The following is a 21,302-nucleotide window of genomic DNA, read 5'->3' on the forward strand; positions in this document are numbered from 1 at the left end:
CCTCGCCGCCTGCTTCCCCGCCCTCGACTACTTCGAGAACAGCGGCCTGCCCTTCGTCGTCGCCCTCAACGGCTTCGACGGACACCAGCCCCACAGCGCCGACGAGGTCCGCGAAGCCCTCCAACTCGGCCCCGACACCCCGGTCGTCACGCTGGACGCCCGACGCCGTGACAGCGCCAAGAGCGCCCTCATCACGCTCGTCGAGCACGCCCTCCTCGCCCGCCTGCGCTAGGAAGGCCGACGGAGGACGAACGGTGCGGCCCACGGACCCCTGGGGGCGTCCGTGGGCCGTGGGCGTGCGCCCGTTTCGCGCGGGGCGCACGCGTCGAGTACGGGGCGCACGTCGAGTGCGGGGGCGCCCGTCCGGTGCCGCTACTCGGTGGGCTCCAGGCCCGCGCGGATCAGGCCGTAGGTGTAGGCGTCCTCCAGGGCCAGCCAGGAGGCGGCGACCACGTTGTCCGCCACCCCGACGGTGGACCAGCCGGCCGTGCCGTCGCTGGTCTCGATCAGCACCCGGGTCTTGGAGCCGGTGCCGTGCTGGCCCTCCAGGATGCGGACCTTGTAGTCCACCAGCTCCAGCCTGCCCAGCTGCGGGTAGATGCCGTCCAGCGCGGTGCGCAGCGCCTTGTCCAGCGCGTCGACCGGGCCGTTGCCCTCGCCGGTGGCGATCCTCCGCTCGCCCTTGGCCGAGAGCTTCACCGTCGCCTCGTTGCCCGAGAAGCCGTTGGGGCCCTGCTCGCTGATGGTCCGCCAGGACTCCAGCGTGTAGAAGCGCTCGCGGCTGCCGCGCACCTCGTCGCGGAGCAGCAGCTCGAAGGAGGCGTCGGCGGACTCGTAGGTGTAGCCGAGGTTCTCCTGCTCCTTGACCCTGGCGACCACCCGGCCGGCGAGGTCCCGGTCGGTGGAGAGGTCGTAGCCCAGCTCCTTGCCCTTGAGCTCGACCGAGGCGCGGCCGGCCATGTCGGAGACCAGCATCCGCATGGTGTTGCCGACCGTCTCCGGGTCGATGTGCTGGTAGAGGTCCGGGTCGACCTTGATCGCGGAGGCGTGCAGGCCCGCCTTGTGCGCGAAGGCGGAGTAGCCGACGTAGGGCTGGTGGGTGGAGGGTGCCAGGTTGACGACCTCGGCGATGGCGTGCGAGATCCGGGTCATCTCGGCCAGGCTGCCGGGCGGCAGCACCCGGCGGTCGTACTTGATCTCCAGCGCGCCGACCACCGGGAACAGGTTGGCGTTGCCGACCCGCTCGCCGTAGCCGTTGGCGGTGCACTGGACGTGGGTGGCACCGGCGTCCACCGCGGCCAGGGTGTTGGCCACCGCGCAACCGGTGTCGTCCTGGGCGTGGATGCCGATCCGCGCGCCGGGCTTGTAGGTGTGGCAGTCCCGGAGGACGTCGGTGACGATGTCGCGGACGCCGGCCGGCAGCATCCCGCCGTTGGTGTCGCAGAGCACCACCACGTCGGCGCCGGCCTCGTGCGCGGCGCGGACCACCGCGAGGGCGTACGCGCGGTTGGCCTTGTAGCCGTCGAAGAAGTGCTCGCAGTCGATGAAGACCCGGCGGCCCTGGGCGCGCAGGTACGCCACGCTGTCCCGGACCATCTCCAGGTTCTCGTCCAGGGTGGTGCGCAGGGCCAGCTCGACGTGCCGGTCGTGGGCCTTGGCGACCAGGGTGACGACGGGCGCCCCCGAGGTGACCAGGGCGGCCAGCTGCGGGTCCTCGGAGGCCTTGCCGCCGGCCCGGCGGGTGGCGCCGAAGGCGACCAGCCGGGCGTTCCTGAGGTCCAGTTCGGCGGCGGCCCGGGCGAAGAACTCGGTGTCGCGCGGGTTGGCGCCCGGCCAGCCGCCCTCGATGAAGCCGACGCCGAACTCGTCCAGGTGCCGGGCGATCGCCAGCTTGTCGGCCACCGTGAGGTTGATGCCCTCCCGCTGCGCGCCGTCGCGCAGGGTGGTGTCGAAGACGTGGAAGCTGTCGTCGGTGCGGCTGGCCTCGGCCATGGGGACTCCTTGTGTCGAGTCGGGTGGTGCTCTGCCGGTTTCGGGGACCCGGCTCCACTGTCCAGCATCCCGCGCGCACCCGGTGTCCCTCGGCCCCTTGTGGGGGCTCCGGCCGGTCCGGGGCAAAACAAAAGACCCCTCGCGGGTGCGAGAGGTCTGCGCGCGGGTCTGGACGCTGGTGGTCGCTCCGCATCGGGTGGTGCGGGAGCGGTCACTGCGGACCGGCGCGCCTGCTGCTAATAATCAGCGAAAGCGAGGACACGCTCGCAGTCTGGCACACCGGTCCGGAGTCCGGCCGGGGCGTCTCGGGATGCGGGACGCCTCAGTGCAGACGGCCTGTGGCGAGCTCGAATCCGAAGGGTTCGGGCAGGAGCAACGGCTCACCGATCGCGACGTCCGTCGTCGTCGAGTAGTCCGCTTTCCGGGGGTCGCTGTGCAGGACGACCCGGTGCCGCTGGCGGTCGACCAGCAGGTACAGCGGAATCCCCGCAGCCGCGTAGCCGCGCCGCTTGGTCAGACGGTCGTTGTCGGCACGGGTGGACGTCACCTCCATGACCATGAGAACGCCGTCCGGCTTGCACCAGGACTCGCGTCCCGCCAGCGCGTCGGTCTCGGCGAACGTACCGTCGGGGATGAAGCGTCCGCCCGGGACGACCAGACCTTTCGTCGGGGCAAAGTCGATGCCCTCGGGACACTGGCGGGCGATCTGCCAGACGATCCGGCCGATCGCAATCTCGTGGTCACCATCCGGCGGCGGGGTCACGACGATCTTCCCCTCGATGAGCTCGGCCTTGAATCCCTCGGGGGTGTCCAGGGCCAGAAAGGCTTCGAGGAGGTCATGTTCCGGAGTGCACGACGTCTCGGTGAATCCGTGCGGCAGTGCGGTCACGGTCCCTCCCACAGTGTTCACCGGCTCTAACGGGTGGACCTCTCCGAGGTTACGCGGCCGGGGGGCCCCCCCGCGGCGGGGGCCCCCGCCGCCACGGACGGGGACGGGGACGGCCGGGCCGTGTGGGAGCCGGTGCTGGCGTGGACCACCGCCTCGCCAGAGCTGAGTCACAAGTGGCGCGACGGCCTGGCCGAGAACCGCACAGCGCCCGCGGACGTCCTGATCGGGATCCTCCACGACACCCCGGAGGAGCGGGTGCCCTTCGGGCTGCACTACCGGCAGCTGCCCGAGGAGGTCGTGGACGCGTGGATCGCCCACCCCCGTCCGCGTGTCCGCAGGAACCTCGGCGGGCGGGCGGGCCTCACACCCGCTCAGCGCGAGCGGCTCTTCCGCGAGGCGGACGCCTGGCTCCGCCGGATCCTGCTGGTCGGACTGGTCGACGCCGGGCTGGAGTTGACCGACGCCACCTTCGACCTCCTGGCGGTCGATCCGGCCGACCCGGTCCGGTCCGAGCTGGCGCTCCACCACGGCCTTCCCGTACGGCACCTGGTCGCGTTCGCCGCCGACCGGGACGCGTCCGTCCGCCGGGCCGTGACACCGCGCGCCTGGCCGCACCTCGACGACACCGCCCGGGCGGCCCTCCTCGCGGACCCGGACGGCTCGGTGCGCGCCACCGCACGGCTGCGCCACCACGAGGAAGTACCGCTCGCAGCCGCTGACTTCGACGCGCTGCCCGACGGCTCCGCCCGCGAACGGGCCGCCGAGCGCTGCGTCCTCACCCGCGAGCTGGTCGAAGCGCTGGCCCACGGCCCGGACGCGGACCTGCGCCGGGCGGTCGCCCAGAACGCCGGCCTGGATGCGGACCTGGTGGCCGTCCTCGGGCAGGACCCTGACAATTCCGTCCGCTGGCAGGTCTCCCTGCGGCCCGAACTCTCGGAGGAGCAGCGCTCCGGCATCCGGTTCGAGAAGGACCCGGGCCTCCGGATCCCCCTGCTCGACTGGGTCCGGGAGCAGCATGACGACCCCGCCGCGATGCGCCGCCTCGCCGCCTCCGGCCACTTCCTGGTGCGCCGCAGCGTCGCCTGTGCGGAGAACCTGCCGCAGGACGTGGCCGACCTCCTCGCCCGCGACGAGGACCACGCCGTCCGGCTGCTGCTGGCGGAGAGCTGCGCCCAGGCCCCGGCCGAGCTGCTGTCGGAGATGTGGCGGACGTGGGGCGGCACCTCCGTCGGCCGCATGCCCGGGCATCCCAACTTCCCCCGCGAGCACGTCCTCCGCCATGCCGACCACCCTGACCCCCGGATGCGCGAACTCGCCCTGGACGACCCGGACTCGACGGAGGAGATGGTCGAACGCCTCGGTCGCGACCCCGCGTACGGCGTCCGCCGGCGCGCCCTGTGGGACCGGCGTCTCTCCGTGGCGTCCGTGATCCGGTTGCTGGACGACCCGCACGACGGCATCCGCAGCATGGCGGCCGGAGACCGGCGCCTCCCGGCCCACGTTCTCGCCGGTCTCCTGGCCGACCCGGAGACGGCCGAGGCCGCCGCCGGGAACGAGGCGCTGCCGGTGGAGGTGATGCGCCACCTCCTGGAGCTCCGGCCACCCGCCCCGGCCGAGGTCCCGGCCTGACCGTGCGCGGCGGGGCGTCGTGCGGCACGGCGGGGTGGTGACCTGTGGTAGCACTGGCGGCATGACGGAGAGGCCTGCCCGGCGGGGCAGTTATCACCACGGGGCGCTGCCCGAGGCGCTGGTGGCGGCGGCGTTCGAGGTGTTGGACGAGCAGGGGCTGGGCGCGGTCAGCATGCGGGAGGTGGCGCGCCGGGCGGGGGTGTCGGCGGGGGCGCCGTTCCGCCACTTCGCGGACCGGCAGGCGTTGTTGACGGAGTTGGCGGACCAGGTGCTGGCGGACTTCGAGCGGTGGCAGCGGGCGGAGATCGAGGGGAGTGAGGGGTCGGCGCTGCGGGCGATCGGGCTGGGTTTCATCCGGTACGCGATCCGGCATCCGCACCGGTTCGAGCTGGTCCGGGCACGGGTGTTCACGCCGTCACGGCAACCGGAGCTGCAGCGGCGGCTGTCCGGGATCGACGAGGCGTTCACCGGTTTCATCGTCGCGGACCAGGAGGCCGGCCGGCTGCGCCCGGGTGATCCGGCGCTCGTGGGGCTGGCCGGGCAGGCCCTGGTGTACGGGCTGTCACAGATGATCATCGACGGATACCTGCCGCCGGAGCGGGCGGAGGAGCTGGCCACGAAGGTGCTGGACACGTTTGGCCAAGGAGTGGCCAATCCCCGTTGACCGCACGGGATTTGGGTTCTGCGCGAAGTCTTGACCGGCTTGTCGCCCGCTGATGTAATCACCGCTTACATGGGGCGAGGGGCAGCAGGAGGCAGACGTGTTCGGCAAACCGACTCCGGGATACACCACCGCGGCAGCCACGGGAGACACGGTGGTGCTGCTGATAGGGATGCGCATCAACCACTTCCGGGGCATCCATCACTGGGGGCCGGTGATGCTGGCGATGCTCAAGATGCTCAACGAGCTGGGCAAGGCGCCCGAGCGCGGACTTCGCTCACACGTCCTCCTCACGGCCTCGCCACGCACGTACTACGTCGTCCAGTACTGGGAGTCGAAGGAGAAGCTGTACGCGTACGCCACCGCGTCGGACGCCTTCCACCACAAGGCGTGGGGCATCGCCAACCGCAAGGTGCGCGGCGGCAAGACCCGGCAGCACGTGGGCCTCTGGCACGAGACGTACGTCGCGCCCGAGGGGTCGTACGAGTCGATCTACTTCGACATGCCCCCGTTCGGGCTGGCGGCGGCCACCGGTTCGCTGCCGTTGGATCGCCGCGGGCGCCGGGCGACGGACCGGTTCGCCTTCCGCTCGGAGGGCTCGAACGGCTCGAACGGCTCGAACGGCTCGAACGGCTCGAACGGCTCGAAGGACTCGAAGGGGTCGAAGGGCTCGAACGGCTCGAACGGGGAAGGCGCTGCGGTGCCTTCGGAGGGTTCGGTGCCTTCGGGGGCGGCTTCGGTGGCTGCTGCGGAGGCCTCCGCAGCAGAGGAGAAGGCCCGGTAGGGGCGGGCCGCCCCGGGGCGGCTCAGTGGAGCAGGCCGCCCATGGCGTGGTCGTCGGCCAGGAGCTGCCAGGAGTGGTCGGGGGAGGCGAACGCGCCCGGATCGAGGGCGGTGAGCACGCCCTCGACGACTCCGCTCAGCAGCGCCTGCGGGTCGAAGAGCGCCCACGCCTCGCCGGCGGCCCCGTGCTCCCAGCGCCGCCACTCCGCGCGCATCCGCCCGCACGTCCAGAGGGTGTAGAGGAGCGCGGAGACGTCCCGGTTGAGGTAGGCCTCGGGCATGCCGGGGTCGTTCCAGGCGGGCAGCTCCAGCCGGCCGGTGGCGCCGTCGAGGGTGATCTCCAGGTCGTGCGGCCAGGCGGCGAGGGCGACGTGGTGGCGCTGGTGGTCGCGCTCCCACTCGTCGTCGTCGTCGGTGTCGGTGTCGGGGTCGGCGTCCGGGGTGAGCACGTCGCCAGTGTCGGTGCCCGCGGCGGAGGGCTCGGGCGCGAAGTACTCGGGGTACGCCTCCACCATCGTGACCAGCGGCCCGTCGTCGGCCACGCCCAGCAGGGCGCCGCCGAGCGGCAGGCCGACGTCGGTGAGCAGCCGGCGGGTCGGCCCGTGGGTGAGCCCGCCGGGCAGCTCCTCCGGGCGGAAGCGGCGGACCTGCCCGTTCCCGGTGACGGCGGCGAGGTCCTCGGCCAGCTCCGGCCCGAACTCGTACGCGAGCCCGGCCGGCCCGCCGGGGAGCGCACCCCAGGCGAGTGAGCGCACCAGCAGGGCCGTCTCCCAGTGCGGGGGAGCGGCGCGGTGGTGCGCGAACAGCTCCGGGTCGATCGCGCGCAGCCGCTCGCGCACGACCCTGACCACCTCCGCGACGATCGCCGGCCCGCGGTCGCCGCCGAGCGCGTCGGGCTCCTCCGCGGCCAGGGCCGCCACGTCGACCTCGCGCATCAGCTCGATCAGGGCAGGCAGGCCGGAGGCGAGCAGGTCGCGGCGGAGCTCCCCGCGGCGGCGGCCGACGAGGAGGACCTGACCGGTCACCCCGTCCAGGACCACCGCGTCACCCTCGTGGGACCGGGGGGCGGGGTAGGCGGTCTCGCCGAGGACGAAGAGGTGCTGCCCGGTGCCCCCGTCCTTGGTGAAGGGGTCCAGGGGCGAGAAGTCCAGGGCCGAGAAGTCGAGGAAGGCCGCGGCCTCGGGCAGGCCCTCCTGGGTCAGGAACTCCCGGCTCGGCAGGTGCGAGAGGCGCTCCGGGAGCTGCTGGGGCTCCAGTTGCAGGCGCCCGTCCCAGTCCTGCTCGATGCCCATGACCCGCCCCCACCTTGTTGTTCCATGATCCCAATGATCGGGATGACACTAGCGGGCACTACTGACAGCCCTCGGCAGCGGGGCGGCATCGGAGCGCGAGCGGCGTCGGCGTGGGCGTGGGCGTGGGCGTCGGCGTGGACGTGGGCATGGGCGCAGCTGTGGGCGTGCGCGTCGGTGGCGAAGTCGTCGGCGGAGTCGTCGGCGGCGTTGTCGGGGTTGTCGGGGTTGCCCTTGCGGGCCGGGGTGAGTGTCGCGGGTCGGCATCGCCCGCCCGGCGTGAGAGCGTCGGGGGATGGGGACGGTGGAGCAAGGAAGCGGCGGCGACCCGGCCGTGGTGCACGAGGTGCCGTACTACGCGCAGTGGGAGTCGCCGGGCCTGGTACGAGAGATCGTGACCGGCGCGGTGAGCGCGGCGGACGATCCGCGCTGGGGCGAGTCGGGGGCGGCCACGCCCGAGGAGTACGAGTACTGGTCGTGGCGGCTGTGCGGGGTGGCCTGCCTGCGGATGGCGCTGGACCACTGGTGGGGGGTGGCGCCGACAGCGGTGCAGCTGGCGGAGGAGTGCCTGGCGGCCGGCGCGTACGAGCGGGACGGCGAGCGGCTGCGCGGCCTGATCCACACACCGTTCGCCGCCTACGTCCACCAGAGGTGGGGACTGACCGGGCAGGCACGGGAGTTGACGCCGGCCGAGGTGGCGGCGGAGGTGGCCGGCGGGCGGCTGGTCATGCTGTCCGTGCACCCCGCGATCCGGGATCCGGACGGGCCCGACCCCCAGCGGCGCGGCGGCCACCTGGTCCTGGCGGTGGGCGCCACGGCGACAGCGCTGGTGATCCACAACCCGTCCGGTTTCGCGGGCGAGTCGCAGGCGTACGCGCACGTGCCGTGGCGGCAGTTCGAGCGGTTCTACGCGGGGCGGGGCATCGTGCTCGGCCCGCCCGGGGTGGACGGATGACCCCGGGCGGGCGGACTCCGGCGCACTCCGGCGAACTCTGCTGAGCTCGGGCAGCCCTGATCGGGCGGCCCCGGTCGGGCGGCCCCGGTCGGGTGGAGCCGGCCGTCAGGCCGTCGCCGCAGGCAGTCCGATCGGGTTGATCGGCGGCAGCGCGGTGCGACAGAGCGCCGAGATCGGCTTGAGTGCGGCGGCGATCCGGTCGAGTTCGGCGCGCGGGTGGTTCTCCCAGACCCGGGTGGCGGCGAGGTCGGTCGCGGCCTCCAGGGACTGGTGGCGGATCCGGCCGCACTCCGTGATGGTGCCGCGCTCGGTCAGCCAGCCGCGTTCCACCAGGCGGGCGGTGGCGGCGTCCCACTGCTCGTCGGTCCAGCCGCGCATCGGCTGCATCACGTCCCGGCGCACGTCCAGGGCGCAGCGGACCACCAGCGCCTCGCAGCCGTCCAGCCCGGCCGCGACCAGCGCGGCGACGTGCCCGTCGCCCCGGTGTTCGCGCATCACGGTGGCGGCCTGCCAGAGCCTCCCGTACAGGCCGGCCGGGCGCGGGAGGGCGGCGTTGGCGGCGGCCAGCACCCGGCCCGCGCAGTCCAGGCGGGTCACCGCCTGCTCCAGCAGGTCGGCGACCAGCTCGACCTGCTCCGGCTCGACGTGCTCCAGCAGCCGCGCGAGCGCCGCCGAGGCGCCGTCGACCCGGGCGGCCAGTGCGGCGTCCGGGTCGGCCCGCTTCCAGACGTCCGGCAGGGCACGCTCCACCATGGAGGGCGCGAAGCTGAAGAAGCCGGCGATCACCGGCGGCGCGTCGACCGGGCCCAGCGGCGCGGCGCGGCCCGCGAAGTAACCGCGCCAGGCGCCACGCAGACCGGCGGCCTCGAAGGCGGCGCGGCCCTCGGGCGAGAAGTAGGTGACGGCGTGCACCGGCTCGAAGAGCCACCACAGGGCGCGGGCGGGATGGACCAGTTCGGTCAACGGAAGGCCTTCCTCGGACGAGCGCGGCGCGCGGCGAGCGGCGGTCGCGTGGTGCCAACTGCGCACGGCTCACAGCACACTGCTTGCGCGTGTTGCTTGGTGAAGTGCGGGATCGAGGCGCGGATCGGGGTGCGGATCGAGGTGCGGAAATGGTGCTGCACAGGGCTGATGACCACGGCGGCGGTCACGATAACCCTGCACGGGGTGTGAGGAGGGTCACGGGGAGGTCTCGCTGCTCGGATGCGGGCGGGTTACCGGCGCACCGGCGGCATCGCGAGCGGGTTGACCGGCATCTGCTCGCGGCAGATCGCCGCGATCGGCTTCAAGGCGGCTGTCAGACGGTCGAGTTCGCCCTGCGGCAGGCCCTCCCACACCCGGCCGGCGGCCAGGTCGGTGGCGGCTTCGACGGCCCGGTGCCGGATCAGGCCGAGCTCCGTGACCGCCCCCTTCGCCGTCAGCCAGCCCCGCTCGACCAGCCGCGCCGCGGCGGCCTCCCACTCCTCGTCCGTCCAGCCGCGCATCGGCTGCATCACGTCCCGGCGCACGTCCAGCGCGCAGTGGAGCACCGGCGCCTCGCAGCCGTCCAGCCCCGCCGCGACCAGCGCGGCCACATGGCCGTCCCCGCGGTGCTCGCGCAGCACGGTCGCGGCCTGCCACAGCCGCCCGTACACGTCCACGGGCCGGGGGAGTGCGGCGTTGGCGGCGGCCAGCACCCGGCCGGCGCAGTCCAGCCGGGCCACCGCCTCCTCCAGCGCGGTCGCCGCGGACTCGACCTGCTCGGGCTCCACCGGCGCCAGGAGCCGGGTCAGCGCCGCCGCCGAGCCGTCGGTCCGGGCTGCCAGAGCCTGCTGGGGGCTCGCGTGCGTCCACACCGCGGGCAGCGCCCGCTCCACCATCGCCGGGGAGAAGCTGAAGAAGGAGGCGATCACGGGCGGCGCGTCCACCGCGCCCAGCGGAGCCGAGCGGCCGGCGAAATAGCCGCGCCAGCTGCCGTCCAGCCCCGCCGCCTCGAAGGCCGCGCGGCTCTCGGGCTGGAGGAAGGTGACGGCGTACACCGGCTCGAAGAGCCACCACAGCGCCCGGGCGGGGTGGACGGGATCGGACATCGGGAGGCCTTCCTCGGTGGATCTTGCCGACTGGACGGGGCCGCCCGGGGGTGCCGGGGGCCGCTCAGATGCTCTTGACCGCGGTGACGGTCCCGGTAACTCCGACCGGGGTGTGATGACGGTCACGCGGTGGCTGCGGGGTGCGGTCGCCGGTCGTGCGGCACGAGATGATGGGGCGGGGTGTCCGTCGTCCGGGCGCCCCAGCCCTCGCAAGCCCTCGCACGAAGGTAGTCGGCCATGTCCCAGATCAGCCCCAGCATCCTGTCCGCGGACTTCGCCCGCCTCGCCGACGAGGCCGAGGCCGTGAGGGGCTCGGACTGGCTGCACGTCGACGTGATGGACAACCACTTCGTCCCCAACCTGACGCTGGGCGTCCCGATCGTCGAGTCGCTGGCCCGCGCCACCGACATCCCGCTCGACTGCCATCTGATGATCGAGGACCCGGACCGCTGGGCCCCCCAGTACGTCGAGGCCGGCGCCGGCTCCGTCACCTTCCACGTGGAGGCCGCTGCAGCGCCCGTCCGCCTCGCCCGCGAGATCCGGGCGAAGGGCGCCCGCGCCTCCATGGCCCTCAAGCCGGGCACGCCGATCGAGCCGTACGAGGACCTGCTGCCCGAGCTGGACATGCTGCTGATCATGACGGTCGAGCCGGGCTTCGGCGGGCAGGCGTTCCTCGACATCATGCTGCCGAAGATCCGCCGCACCCGGGAGCTGATCGACAAGCACGGCCTGGAGCTGTGGCTCCAGGTCGACGGCGGTGTCGCGGCGAGCACCATCGAGCGCTGCGCCGAGGCGGGCGCGGACGTCTTCGTGGCCGGTTCGGCGGTGTACGGGGCGGAGGACCCGGCCGAGGCCGTCGCCAAGCTGCGCTCGCTCGCGGACGCCGCGACGGCGGACGCCTGGTGGTCCTGCCGTCACTGACCCGCGGTGTCGGCAGCCGGGGCGCGGGACCGCAGGCGGGGCCCCGCACCCCGGGCCGCACGCCGGGCCCGCGCCCCGGGCCCGGCCGTCGTGGGTGGAGGAACACCCCGGCTTGATGGATGATCGTTGCCGACGACCCTCCGGCCCCGGCCGGCCCCGACCCGTACGGTGGTGGATCCGCGACATGAGCAACCTCGATCTCAAGCCCGCCCCGACCCCCTGCGGCGGGCAGACCGGCACCGGCCCCGTCCGGGAGCTGCTGACCGGACGCCAGGTCCCGCTCGGCGAGAGCACCGTCGTGCGCCGCCTGCTGCCCAACCTCGGCCGACGGATGGTCGGCGCCTGGTGCTTCGTCGACCACTACGGCCCGGACGACATCGCCGACGAGCCCGGCATGCAGGTCCCCCCGCACCCGCACATGGGGCTGCAGACCGTGAGCTGGCTCCACCAGGGCGAGGTCCTGCACCGCGACAGCCTCGGCAGCCTCCAGACCGTCCGCCCCTACGAGCTGGGCCTGATGACCTCCGGCCGGGCGATCTCCCACTCCGAGGAGTCCCCGCGCCCGCACGCCCGCTTCCTGGAAGGCGCCCAGCTCTGGGTCGCCCTCCCGGACGCCCACCGCCACACCGCCCCCGCGTTCGAGCACCACGCCGAGCTGCCCGTCGTCACCGCCCCGGGCCTGCGCGGCACCGTCATCATGGGCACCCTCGACACGGCCACCTCCCCCGGCACCGCCTACACCCCGCTGGTCGGCGCCGACCTCGCCCTCACCGAGGGCGCCGACCTCAAGCTCCCCCTCGAACCCGGCTTCGAGTACGCCGTCCTCTCCATGTCCGGCAGCGTCGACGTCGACGGCGTCCGCGTCGAACCCGGCTCCATGCTCTACCTCGGCAGCGACCGGCGCGAACTCCCCCTCCTCGCCCGCACCGACTCCGCCGTCCTCCTCCTCGGCGGCGAGCCCTTCGAGGAGAAGCTGGTCATGTGGTGGAACTTCATCGGCCGCTCCGGCGAAGAGATCACCCAGGCGCGGAACGACTGGGAGCAGACCTCCCGGTTCGGTGACGTCCACGGCTACGACGGCGCCCGCCTGCGGGCCCCGGAGCTCCCCCCGCTCCCGCTGAAGCCCCGGGGGCGGGTGCGCTGATCTGCGGAGACGTGTACCGACGGGTCTTTCGGTGACTGGTCAGGGACTGGCCCGCCGCCCCGGACGCCTTCCCGGTGCGCCTGGCGTGGCCCGGGGCGGGTCCGCATCACGCTGCCGCTCCTGACGGGTACGTCGCGCGAGATCAAACGCTGGGCGCCCGTCCTGCCGGGACAGGGCAAGGCTGCCTCCGGGTCTTCCGGCACGGAGACGTCGCCGTAGCCGCGGCCTGGGACGAGCACGAGTTCGCCAACGGAGTCCGCGAGCGCCCTGCGGGCCGTTGGCGGGAGCGCGTCGTCAGTGACGAAGCAGTCGACTTCGTTGAGAGCCGCGAAGCTGCTCAGTCCGACGTTCCCCCACGTGCTGTGGTCCGCGACCACGACCGTGCGGCGCGCGGCGGCCATCAGGAGCCGATTGGTCTGCGCCCCTGCGAGGTCGGGCGCGGTGAGGCCGGCCTTCGTGCAGACGCCGTGCGCGCCCAGGATCAGCAGGTCCACGCGGAGGGAGCGGATGGTCTGCTCGGCCAGGGCACCCACCAGGGCTGCCGAGCGGGTGAGCGTGCCTCCCGTCAGAAGGAGTTGCGGCGCTGCCGCTCCTCCGTTGCTGTCGGCCGCCCGCACCAGGTCCGCGATCGGCAGGGAATTGGTCACGATCGTCAGCTGCGGGATCTTCAGGAGCCGGGAGGCCACCGCGTGCGTCGTGCTGGCGCCTGAGAGGGCCACGACGCTGCCCGGCGTCACGAGCTTGGCTGCGGCGTCTGCCAGTGCTGCTTCGGTGCCCGTGGGCCGAGCGTGCTCGCTCCGGACTCCGGGCTTGTCCGTGCTCGCAGCCTCGGCCGCCGCTGCTCCGCCGTGCACTTTCCGTACGGCGCCTTGACGTGCCAGCGTGTCGAGGTCGCGGCGGATGGTCGCATTCGACACGCCGAACCGCTCGACCAGTTCGGCGGCGCGGACCGCGCCGGTCCGACGTGTCGCCTCCAGGATCAGCGACCGGCGTTGGGCTGCGAGCAACAGCTGATGAGCCACGGGGACCCTTTCGATCGGACGGGCGTACGGGTGCCTCCGGTCGGCGGACCGACCTCCAGGAGGGCGGGCGAGCACGTGCGGACGCGTGTGGACGGATGGCCGGCGCAGGGGCGATGGCGGCAGGTACTCGCCGGGCCCGGCAGGAGATGTGCGGGATCCCCGGGCGGTGAGGTCCGGCCCGTGGCATCGGAAGGATGCGGCGTTCCCCGGCCCCGTCGTCCGGGGGAGCCCAAGGCCGGCCGGCCTTGAACGAAGGCGTGTTCGGAATCGACAACGACCTGGAGATCCACCGCAGGCTCGCGGCCGGTTCGGGCAACGCCGTGCGCTGCTCCCTCATCGAGGGCGTCTCCGGCCCGGCCGCCCGCGTCCGGCTCTGGCGCGGGCGTACCGAAGAGGGCTCCGTCGGGCGGACCGGGCAGCAGCACCGGGCGATCCACGAGGCCGCCGCCGCCCGACAGCCCGACCTCGCCCGGGCCTGGGCGACGGTGCACGTCGGCGAGGTCGAGCGGTGGCTGCGCGGCACCCTCGGCGCGGCGGCCTCCGAGCCCGACTGACCGGAAAGCAGCAATGCGTGGGGCGGGGAGGGCCGACGCCGTCCCCGCCCCACGCGTGTTCCTACTCGGCGAGCAGTTCCAGCACCAGGCACTGCTCGGGATCGAGCAGCGGCGCTGCCAGGCCGATCGTCGCCAGCACCGCGCCCGAGACCCGGACCGACCCCTCGGCGATCCACGGGACGGCGGTGCTGGGGTGGGCCGAGGCGGCCTGGAACTCCGGGCAGACCGTGACGGTGTAGGTCAGGGAAGGGTCGAGCCCGGGGAGGCGGATCCGGCCGGCCACCGAGGAGGTCGACGACACCAGCTGGAACAGGCCGAAGACGCCGTGGCGCCGGTCGTCGGAGACCGTGCCGTGCAGGAGGGCCGACGGGTCCGGGTGGTCGGCGCGGACGGTCCGCCCGCCGTGCAGCAGCGGCCGGAGCCGCTTGTGCAGACCGACCCACGCGGTCAGGTGCTCCAGCTCCTCCTCGGAGCACGCCGTGATGTCCCACTCGATGCCGGCGTGGCCGAACAGGGCGGTCGCCAGCCGGATGGGCAGCGGGCTGGTGCGCCCGGTGGTGTGGGCGGTGGCGGCACCGACGTGGCTGCCGGTCAGCTCCGGCGGGACGAACAGTCCGGTGTAGCGCTGGATGCGCTGGCGCTCGACCGGGTCGTTGGTGTCCGATGCCCAGATCCGGTCGGTGCGCTCCAGGATGCCGTAGTCGATCCGGGCGCCGCCGGAGGAGCAGGACTCGATCTCCAGGCCAGGGTGGCGCTCGCGCAGTTCGTCCAGGAGGCGGTAGACGGCCAGGGTCTGGGCGTGGACGCCCGCCGTGCCCGCGTGGGCGGCCTCCAGGAGGTCGCGGTTGTGGTCCCACTTCAGGTAGCCGATGCCGTACTCGTCCACGAGGGCGTGCAGGCGCTCGGCGATGTAGGCGTACGCCGCGGGGTGGGCGAGGTCGAGCACCTGCTGGTTGCGGGCGTTCGGCGCGGCACGGCCGGGAGCGGCGAGCAGCCAGTCGGGGTGGGCGCGGGCGAGGTCGGAGTCGGGGTTGACCATCTCCGGTTCGACCCAGAGGCCGAACTCCATGCCGAGCGCCCGGACCCGCTCCACCAGGGGGTGGAGTCCGTCCGGCCACACCGCCGGGTCGACGGTCCAGTCGCCGAGGCCCGCGCTGTCGTCGCGGCGGCCCAGGAACCAGCCGTCGTCGAGGACGAAGCGCTCGACGCCGACCCGGGCGGCGCGCTCGGCCAGCTCGGTGAGGCGGTCCAGGCGGTGGTCGAAGTAGACCGCCTCCCAGGTGTTCAGCATCACCGGCCGCGGGCTGCGCGGGTGCGTGGGCCGGGCACGCAGGTGCTGGTGCAACCGGTCGGACAGCCCGTCCATGCCCTCGCCCGACCAGGCGAAGTAGGTCCACGGGGTCCGGTGGGCCTCGCCGGCCGCGAGGCGGATCTCGCCGGGCGCGAGGAGCTCGCCCGCGCCCAGCACCGGGCGGTGTTCGGGCAGGACCTCGGCGTAGTGGAGGTGGTTGCCGCTCCAGCCGGCGTGCGCGGCCCAGACCTGTCCGTGCCGGAAGCCGAAGCCGGGCTCGCCGACCAGGAACAGGCCGGTCGCGTCGTGCCCGGTGCGGCCACGGCGGGACTCGCGGGCCGTCAACCCGTGGGCCAGCGGCCGCCGTTGCGGCTCGCGTTCGCGGGCCCAGCGGCCGGTGAAGTCGAGTACCTCGCCCGCCTGTTCGCCCACCGGGAGCAGGCAGGCGGCCGTGTCGAGGACGAAGACGCCCGGGCCCTCGTTGGTGATCTCGTGCCGCAGCCGGACCACGCCGAACCGGTCCATCTCGACCTCGGTCGCCACCGCCAGGCCCGCGGCCCCGTCGCGGGCCCGGGCCACGAGCCGGCCGCCGTCACCTGACGAGCCGCTCAGGGTGAGCGGCTCGGTCAGCGCCAGGCGCAGGTGGGGCGGCATGCCGTCCCGGTGCCCGGCGATGCCGGGGCGCCCGACCCAGCCGTCGACCTGTTGCGGGATCAGCCGCAGCCGCACCGGGGTGTCCACGGAGGCCACCGGCCAGGAGGGCCGCAGGCCCAGCAGCAGTTGGTCGGTGGCGCCGAGCTCGCCCGGGTCGGCGCCCCAGTGCAGGACGACGGGCAGACCGGGGCCCGAGACGTCGAGGATGAGGGCGGTCCCGGCCGCGCGGAGCACGGCCGGGACGGGGTGGTGCACTGTCATGCTTTCGTCTTCCGAGGGGGAGTCGTCCGGTGGGGAGGGGTTACAGGCCGATGACGTTCAGTTCGGCGCACGAGGCCCACGGGTTGCCGTTGACCTCGGACAGCGCCCGGAAGCGGACGTAGCGGCCGTTCTTGGCTGGGAAGTTGACGGTCTTCAGGGAACCGTCCTTGGCAAACGTGCCAGTGGTCACCGGGCTTCCCCAGGTGACGCCGTCGGCACTGACGTAGAACTCGTAGTTCCCGACCCAGCCGTTCTGCGAGCCGTCCTGGCGGGGCAGGTAGCTGAAGCCCGAGACGGAGTGCGAGGCCTTCATGTTGAGCTGGATCTCGTGCGGGCAGGCCGGCGCGGGAGAGCCGCCCGTCCACTGGGTGTGCCAGAAGGTGGCCATGGAGCCGTCCAGCACGTTGGTCGCCGGGTCGTTCTCCGCCGTCAGCTCCTGGCTGTCCGTGTACGCCACGGTCCAGCCGGTGCGCGGCAGGACGCGCGGACCGCCGCCGTCGAGCTGCACGTTGAAGTGGGTGGTGCCGTTCATGGTGAGGGTCAGTACGAGGGTCTTGGTCTTCGGGTCCCAGGTCTGCTGCTGGGTGTAGGGGCGGGACATGCCCGGATAGTCGTCGAAGGCGACGTTCGGCCTGCCGCCGTTCCAGGTGCCGACGACGGTGACGGTGACGTTGCGGACGTCCCGTGCGGTCCGGTCCGGGAGGGTCTTGCCGCCGACGGTGGTGATCGAGCCGTCGGCGTTCACCACCGGGTTGCCGGCGGAGTCCAGCTTCGGCGCCATGTAGTTCTGGCCGAACGCGAGGGTGGTGGCCTGGTCGGTGACCAGGGAGAGGGCGTTGGTCAGGTCGAGGCGGTAGTTGAAGACGTGGAAGCCCAGGTTGGACGGGTTCTCCTGGACGATCACGTTGGTGTGCTCGTCGGAGCTGATCGTCACGGACGCGGTGGGGACGTTGGCGGGGGAGAACACCACGGCCGACTTCTGCTGGACGTCCATCGCGGGGCTCGTGTAGTACCACTGCTTCTGCGCGCCGTCGGAGCGCACCAGCCAGCCGTTGCCCGCGCTCGCGAAGCCGGGGAACAGGCCGTCGTAGTAGGCGGCCGGCTTCGGCGCGGTCACGGTGGTGAAGGCGGCGAGGTCGGCGGCGGGCATCGTGGTGGGGACGAGGGACAGCATGCCGTACCGTCCGTCGACGGCCATGGCGTTGTTGAGCGACTGGTTCCAGCCCGGCGTGGTGAAGTTGGCGATGCCCTTGGCCAGCACCTGCTGCTGGCCGGCGACCTCGGCCCGGGTCGGGATGCCGATCCAGCCGTTCAGCACGCCCCGCAGCAGCGGGTAGACGCCGAACTGCGCTCCCGCGTAGCGGTGGCCGAGCGCGCCGTTGGTGAAGTACGAGGCCTCGGACAGGAAGCAGGTGGCACCCTGCGAGAGGTCCCGCACGATCGACTGGACCTGGAGCCCCTGCGGGTACTGCAGGATGAACTTCCAGTCCTGCCAACCCGAACCGCCGGGGAAGACACCCCGGCCGTCCAGGCCCCACTTCCACCAGTCCGTGGAGGAACCCCAGTTGCCGATGTAGCCGGTCAGCCACAGGCCCTTGATCAGCGCGTCGGTGCTCGTGGTGGCGAACGACTCCTTGTTCATGAACACCAGGTTCGCCGCGTTCGCCTTCATCGTCGGCAGGAACGCGGAGTTGTTCTGCATGTAGTCCAACATCATTCCGTCGGTGCCGAAGATGTTGGTGTCGGTCCAGAAGAAGAACATGCCCAGCTGGCCGGCCACATTGAAGAGGCTGATCAGATAGTTGCTCAGGTCCGGGCCGTTGTAGAGCTCGGCGGCGTTGAATCCCTTGAAGGTTTTCGGGTGGGTCTGGGCCCAGGTCTGCCACTGGCTCACCGGGATGAGGCTGGTGTTGCCGGTCTCGCCGTTGGCGACCTGCGCCAGGACCGGGATGCCGGCGGCTTCGGCGGTGTCGAGCTGGGACTGGATCCAGTCGGTCGTGGCCGGAACGTTCCGGAGGTGGTTGTCGCCGATGAGATTGATGTAGGCGTACGGCTTGAGCCAGGCCGGAACGGTGTCCCACAGCTGGGCGAGGGTTCCCTGGTAGGGCGCGTCGCTCTGGCCGAAGTTGATCAGGTGAGCCGGGTGGGTCGCGTCGATCGTGGCGCGCAGGGGGGCGCCGGTGGCGGCGTGGGCCTTGTCGCCGAGGCCGAAGGCGCCCAGCACGGCGGGGGTGGCCGCGCCTGCGCCGATGGCTGCGATCGCGCTGAGGAAGCGTCGGCGGGTGGGGCCGTCGGCGATGGCGTTCAGTCCGGGCAGGGCGTCGTCTCGGTGCGCCACGGCTGTACTCCTGGGGGTACGCGGCCCGCCATTGGGCCGCAGTGGGTGGGGAAGCGAACGGTAGGCGCCCCGGGTTGGCGGAGGAAAGCGATTCGAAGGGGGGGGATGGCCGCCCTCCATAACCGATGGCCATGTGCGTTCGCGCAGGCACCTTCGGTTATGGTGCCGGGTTTCGAAAGCTCGTATGGAATCCTTTCGGAATCATTGCGCGACCTGCGGCCCTGACCTACGGTCCTCGCAGCTGGTTACGAAACACGGATTCGAAACAGCCATGCAATACCAAGGCCACACGTCCCGGAGGAAGGAGGAGACCGTGACCGTGCCGGCGTTCGGCGGAGCCCCTTCCACGAGGCCGACGACCGCCGCCTGTGCGGCGGCGCTGCGCGGCCTCGGCGAGGCGACGCTCACCCAGCTCGCGACCGCCACCGGGCTGTCCCGGCCCACCGTGAAGGAACGACTGGCGGAGCTCCCCGACCTGGTCGAGGTCACCACCGGCGCCTCGCACGGACGGTCGCCCACACCCAGCGGCGGCCGGCCGGCCACGCGGTTCCGCTTCCGCGGCGAACACGGCTTCGTGATCGGCGCGGAGATCGGCAAGCACACCGAGCGGATCATCGCCTGCGACATCGGCGGACGGATCCTGAACATCGGTGAGCACCACGAGCCGCAGCCGCTGCCGGGCCGCGAGCGGATCGCCGGCCTTCGGGAACGGCTGGGCCGCCTGGCGGCCCGGCTGCGCACCACCCACGGCAGCTGGCTCGGCCTCGGCGTTGCGATGACCGGCGGCATCGGCCCCGACGGGCTGATCAGCTACTCGCCGCACCACCCCGACCTGCAGGGCCGCTCACCGGCCGAGGTGGGACTGGCGTTCGGCGAGGTCCCCGTGATCGTCGAGCACGACCTGAACGCGGCCGCCGTCGCCGAGCACTGGTACGGGGCCGCGCGCGACGCCGAGACCTTCGCCCTGGTGCTGGCCTGGCACCAGGTGGCGGCCGGCATCGTCCTGGACGGCCGGATCCACCGCGGCGGCCGCAACATGGCCGGCGAGCTGAACCTGATCGACGACGGCCCGGCGGCCCCCGCGCACTGGGCCGAGCTGGAATCCGTCCTCCCCGTCCTGGAGGCCGCCGACCGCGGCGACCGGGACAGCCAGGCGGAGCTCGACCGCTTCGCCGACCGGGCCGCGCGGCAGATCGCCTACCTGACCCTGGCGATCGACCCCCAGCTGATCGTGCTCGGAGGCCCCGTGGCCGGCCGGCGCGTGCTCACCGACCGGATCGACGCGCGACTGGCGGCCCTGCTGCGGCGCGCCTATCCGCTGGAGCTGGCCGTCACCCAGTTCCCGGTCTTCGGTCCCTCGCTCGGTGTCCTGCAGATGGCATTGAGCAGCACCTTCGACACCCTGCTCGGCGACCCGGCCTTCCCCGCCCGGATCGACATCGGCCCGCTGCTCGCGGCGTTAGCCGACCACCGGCGGCGGGTACCCCAGCCCGCCGGCGTGTAGCGGCACCCCGCCGCCCCCGCTCTCTCTCACCTCCACCCACCCGAGAGGAACCCCGTCATGCCCAGAATCAGAATCGCCGCCGTGATCGGAACCGCCGCGATGGCCGCTGCCGCGCTCACCGGCTGCTCCAGCTCCGGCTCCTCCGCCGACGCCGGGCACGCCACGATCACGTTCATGCTCCCCACCTCGTGGGCGAACGTGCCGGGCTTCGAGGACAACGTCCACGCCTGGGAGAAGCAGACGGGCAACACGGTCAAGCTCACCCCGGTGCCGGACGCGAACTACGACTCCCTGGTGCAGGCCCGCCTGGCCGCCAGGAGCGGGGTGGACATCTTCGCCGGCCAGGACACCGTCAAGGACAAGGCCGCCCTCATGCAGCCGGCCGCCGGCCCGTGGATCGAGCGGCTCAGCCCGGACGTGCGCAAGGCGATCACCGGTCCCGACGGCACCATCTGGGGCACCCCGAGCGCCGACGGCCTGAACGCCACCGGCGTCATCTACAACAAGGACGTCTTCACCAAGGCGGGCATCACCACTGCGCCGACCACGCTCGCCGAGTTCGAGGCCGACCTGGAGAAGGTCAAGGCCACCGGTACCACCCCGCTGTACTTCAGCGGCAAGGACGGCTGGACGCTGCTCCAGCACCGCAGCGCCGCCACCGCGAACTTCGAGGGCGCCGACCCGCAGCTGGCCGCCAAGCTCGACGCCAACCAGACCAAGTGGGCCGACATCCCCGGCTTCACCCCCGAGTACCAGGCCCTCGCGGACTGGGTGGGCCGCGGTCTGACCAACGGCGACGCGCTCACCGCGACCTACGACTCGGCCACCGCCGCCCTCGCCAACGGCAAGGCCGGCGCGATCATCAACGGCACCTGGGCGCTCGGAGCCGTCGCCAAGGTCAACCCTTCGGCCCACCTCGGCTTCTTCCTCCTGCCGTCGGCCAACGGCACCAGCACGCTCGGGCTCCAGAAGCCCAACCTGCTCAAGGTCGCCAAGTTCTCCAAGGCCGCCCAGCCGGCCCAGGACTTCCTGAACTTCATGATCGACAAGCCGCAGGCCCAGAAGTTCATGGACGCCAACCCCGGCGTCTCCGCCTTCACCGACGTCAAGGCGGCCAACCCCTCCGACGGCGTCGCCGACCTGCAGAAGCTCGTCGACCGGGGCGGCTCCGTCGTTCCCTTCGACCAGCAGTCGGTGATCCCGCAGCCGCAGGACGACATCATCGCCGCCTACCAGCAGCTGATCGGCAAGCAGACCGACGCCGCCAAGTTCGCCGACCAGGTCCAGAAGGCCTGGCAGAGCGCCGGCGCCAAGGCCGGCGCCTCCGGCTTCTGACCCGAGCGGAT

At 72.8% G+C, this 21,302-nt stretch carries 16 protein-coding genes and 2 pseudogenes; 10 read left to right on the forward strand and 8 right to left on the reverse strand.

Annotated elements, in window-relative coordinates; all coding sequences use genetic code 11:
• Positions 1–232, forward strand: a pseudogene (locus tag ACFC1F_RS27445) (ATP-binding protein); the annotation flags it as partial.
• A 140-nt stretch (positions 233–372) separates the two neighbouring features.
• On the opposite strand, the gene cimA reads toward ACFC1F_RS27445, so the two are convergent.
• Together cimA and ACFC1F_RS27455 are read right to left on the reverse strand one after the other, a co-directional pair.
• Positions 373–1,992: a citramalate synthase gene (cimA, locus tag ACFC1F_RS27450; protein ID WP_376162202.1), complete on the reverse strand. Its 1,620-nt coding sequence runs from the start codon at positions 1,990–1,992 to the stop codon at positions 373–375.
• A 322-nt stretch (positions 1,993–2,314) separates the two neighbouring features.
• Positions 2,315–2,881 carry a Uma2 family endonuclease gene (locus ACFC1F_RS27455; protein WP_376162204.1) on the reverse strand — a complete coding sequence of 189 codons (567 nt, stop codon included), beginning with the start codon at positions 2,879–2,881 and terminating at the stop codon, positions 2,315–2,317.
• A gap of 120 nt (positions 2,882–3,001) precedes the next feature.
• On the opposite strand from ACFC1F_RS27455, the gene ACFC1F_RS27460 reads away from it, so the two are divergent.
• The 3 genes and pseudogenes from ACFC1F_RS27460 to ACFC1F_RS27470 all read left to right on the forward strand — a co-directional run.
• Complete coding sequence (locus tag ACFC1F_RS27460; protein ID WP_376162206.1) at positions 3,002–4,510, forward strand: PE-PGRS family protein; 1,509 nt, start codon at positions 3,002–3,004, stop codon at positions 4,508–4,510.
• Between the two features lie 61 nt (positions 4,511–4,571).
• Complete coding sequence (locus tag ACFC1F_RS27465; protein WP_209410311.1) at positions 4,572–5,174, forward strand: TetR/AcrR family transcriptional regulator; 603 nt, start codon at positions 4,572–4,574, stop codon at positions 5,172–5,174.
• Between the two features lie 97 nt (positions 5,175–5,271).
• Positions 5,272–5,766: pseudogene (locus ACFC1F_RS27470) on the forward strand (DUF4188 domain-containing protein); the annotation flags it as partial.
• Positions 5,767–5,977: 211 nt separating this feature from the next.
• Here the strand turns inward: ACFC1F_RS27470 and ACFC1F_RS27475 are convergent.
• A complete protein-coding gene (locus tag ACFC1F_RS27475) occupies positions 5,978–7,246 on the reverse strand; it encodes an SUKH-4 family immunity protein (RefSeq protein WP_376162208.1) in 1,269 nt (422 codons plus the stop codon).
• A gap of 301 nt (positions 7,247–7,547) precedes the next feature.
• On the opposite strand from ACFC1F_RS27475, the gene ACFC1F_RS27480 reads away from it, so the two are divergent.
• The gene (locus ACFC1F_RS27480) at positions 7,548–8,198 is read left to right on the forward strand and encodes a C39 family peptidase (protein WP_376162210.1); all 651 of its coding nucleotides are present in this window, start codon (positions 7,548–7,550) and stop codon (positions 8,196–8,198) included.
• Positions 8,199–8,303: 105 nt separating this feature from the next.
• Here ACFC1F_RS27480 and ACFC1F_RS27485 read toward each other — a convergent pair whose 3' ends face one another.
• Both ACFC1F_RS27485 and ACFC1F_RS27490 read right to left on the reverse strand, forming a co-directional pair.
• Entirely contained in the window at positions 8,304–9,161 is an 858-nt protein-coding gene (locus ACFC1F_RS27485) for a hypothetical protein (RefSeq protein WP_376162212.1), read from the reverse strand.
• A 251-nt stretch (positions 9,162–9,412) separates the two neighbouring features.
• Positions 9,413–10,267 carry a hypothetical protein gene (locus ACFC1F_RS27490; protein ID WP_376162214.1) on the reverse strand — a complete coding sequence of 285 codons (855 nt, stop codon included), beginning with the start codon at positions 10,265–10,267 and terminating at the stop codon, positions 9,413–9,415.
• Positions 10,268–10,504: 237 nt separating this feature from the next.
• Here ACFC1F_RS27490 and rpe point away from each other — a divergent pair, with 237 nt between their 5' ends.
• Both rpe and ACFC1F_RS27500 read left to right on the forward strand, forming a co-directional pair.
• Positions 10,505–11,188 carry a ribulose-phosphate 3-epimerase gene (gene rpe / locus ACFC1F_RS27495; protein WP_376162216.1) on the forward strand — a complete coding sequence of 228 codons (684 nt, stop codon included), beginning with the start codon at positions 10,505–10,507 and terminating at the stop codon, positions 11,186–11,188.
• A 184-nt stretch (positions 11,189–11,372) separates the two neighbouring features.
• A complete protein-coding gene (locus tag ACFC1F_RS27500) occupies positions 11,373–12,332 on the forward strand; it encodes a pirin family protein (protein ID WP_376162218.1) in 960 nt (319 codons plus the stop codon).
• Here the strand turns inward: ACFC1F_RS27500 and ACFC1F_RS27505 are convergent.
• Positions 12,260–13,354, reverse strand: a complete 1,095-nt coding sequence (locus tag ACFC1F_RS27505; RefSeq protein ID WP_376162220.1) for a DeoR/GlpR family DNA-binding transcription regulator — start codon at positions 13,352–13,354, stop codon at positions 12,260–12,262. The two genes, ACFC1F_RS27500 and ACFC1F_RS27505, sit on opposite strands and share 73 nt — an antisense overlap.
• 257 nt (positions 13,355–13,611) lie before the next feature.
• Here ACFC1F_RS27505 and ACFC1F_RS27510 point away from each other — a divergent pair, with 257 nt between their 5' ends.
• Positions 13,612–13,908 (forward strand): FCD domain-containing protein, encoded by a 297-nt coding sequence (locus ACFC1F_RS27510; RefSeq protein ID WP_376162222.1) that lies wholly within the window; start codon positions 13,612–13,614, stop codon positions 13,906–13,908.
• 61 nt (positions 13,909–13,969) lie between these two features.
• On the opposite strand, the gene ACFC1F_RS27515 is transcribed toward ACFC1F_RS27510, so the two are convergent.
• A complete protein-coding gene (locus ACFC1F_RS27515; RefSeq protein WP_376162224.1) occupies positions 13,970–16,114 on the reverse strand; it encodes an alpha-galactosidase in 2,145 nt (714 codons plus the stop codon).
• Between the two features lie 40 nt (positions 16,115–16,154).
• A complete protein-coding gene (locus ACFC1F_RS27520) occupies positions 16,155–18,452 on the reverse strand; it encodes a discoidin domain-containing protein (RefSeq protein ID WP_376162226.1) in 2,298 nt (765 codons plus the stop codon).
• A gap of 313 nt (positions 18,453–18,765) precedes the next feature.
• Between ACFC1F_RS27520 and ACFC1F_RS27525 the strand changes: the two genes are divergently transcribed.
• The gene (locus tag ACFC1F_RS27525) at positions 18,766–19,956 is read left to right on the forward strand and encodes an ROK family protein (RefSeq protein ID WP_376162228.1); all 1,191 of its coding nucleotides are present in this window, start codon (positions 18,766–18,768) and stop codon (positions 19,954–19,956) included.
• A gap of 57 nt (positions 19,957–20,013) precedes the next feature.
• Positions 20,014–21,291: an ABC transporter substrate-binding protein gene (locus ACFC1F_RS27530; RefSeq protein WP_376162230.1), complete on the forward strand. Its 1,278-nt coding sequence runs from the start codon at positions 20,014–20,016 to the stop codon at positions 21,289–21,291.
• Positions 21,292–21,302 lie beyond the last annotated feature (11 nt).

Origin of the sequence: Kitasatospora sp. NPDC056181 (assembly GCF_042266225.1) — a bacterium.
GTDB lineage: Bacteria > Actinomycetota > Actinomycetes > Streptomycetales > Streptomycetaceae > Kitasatospora.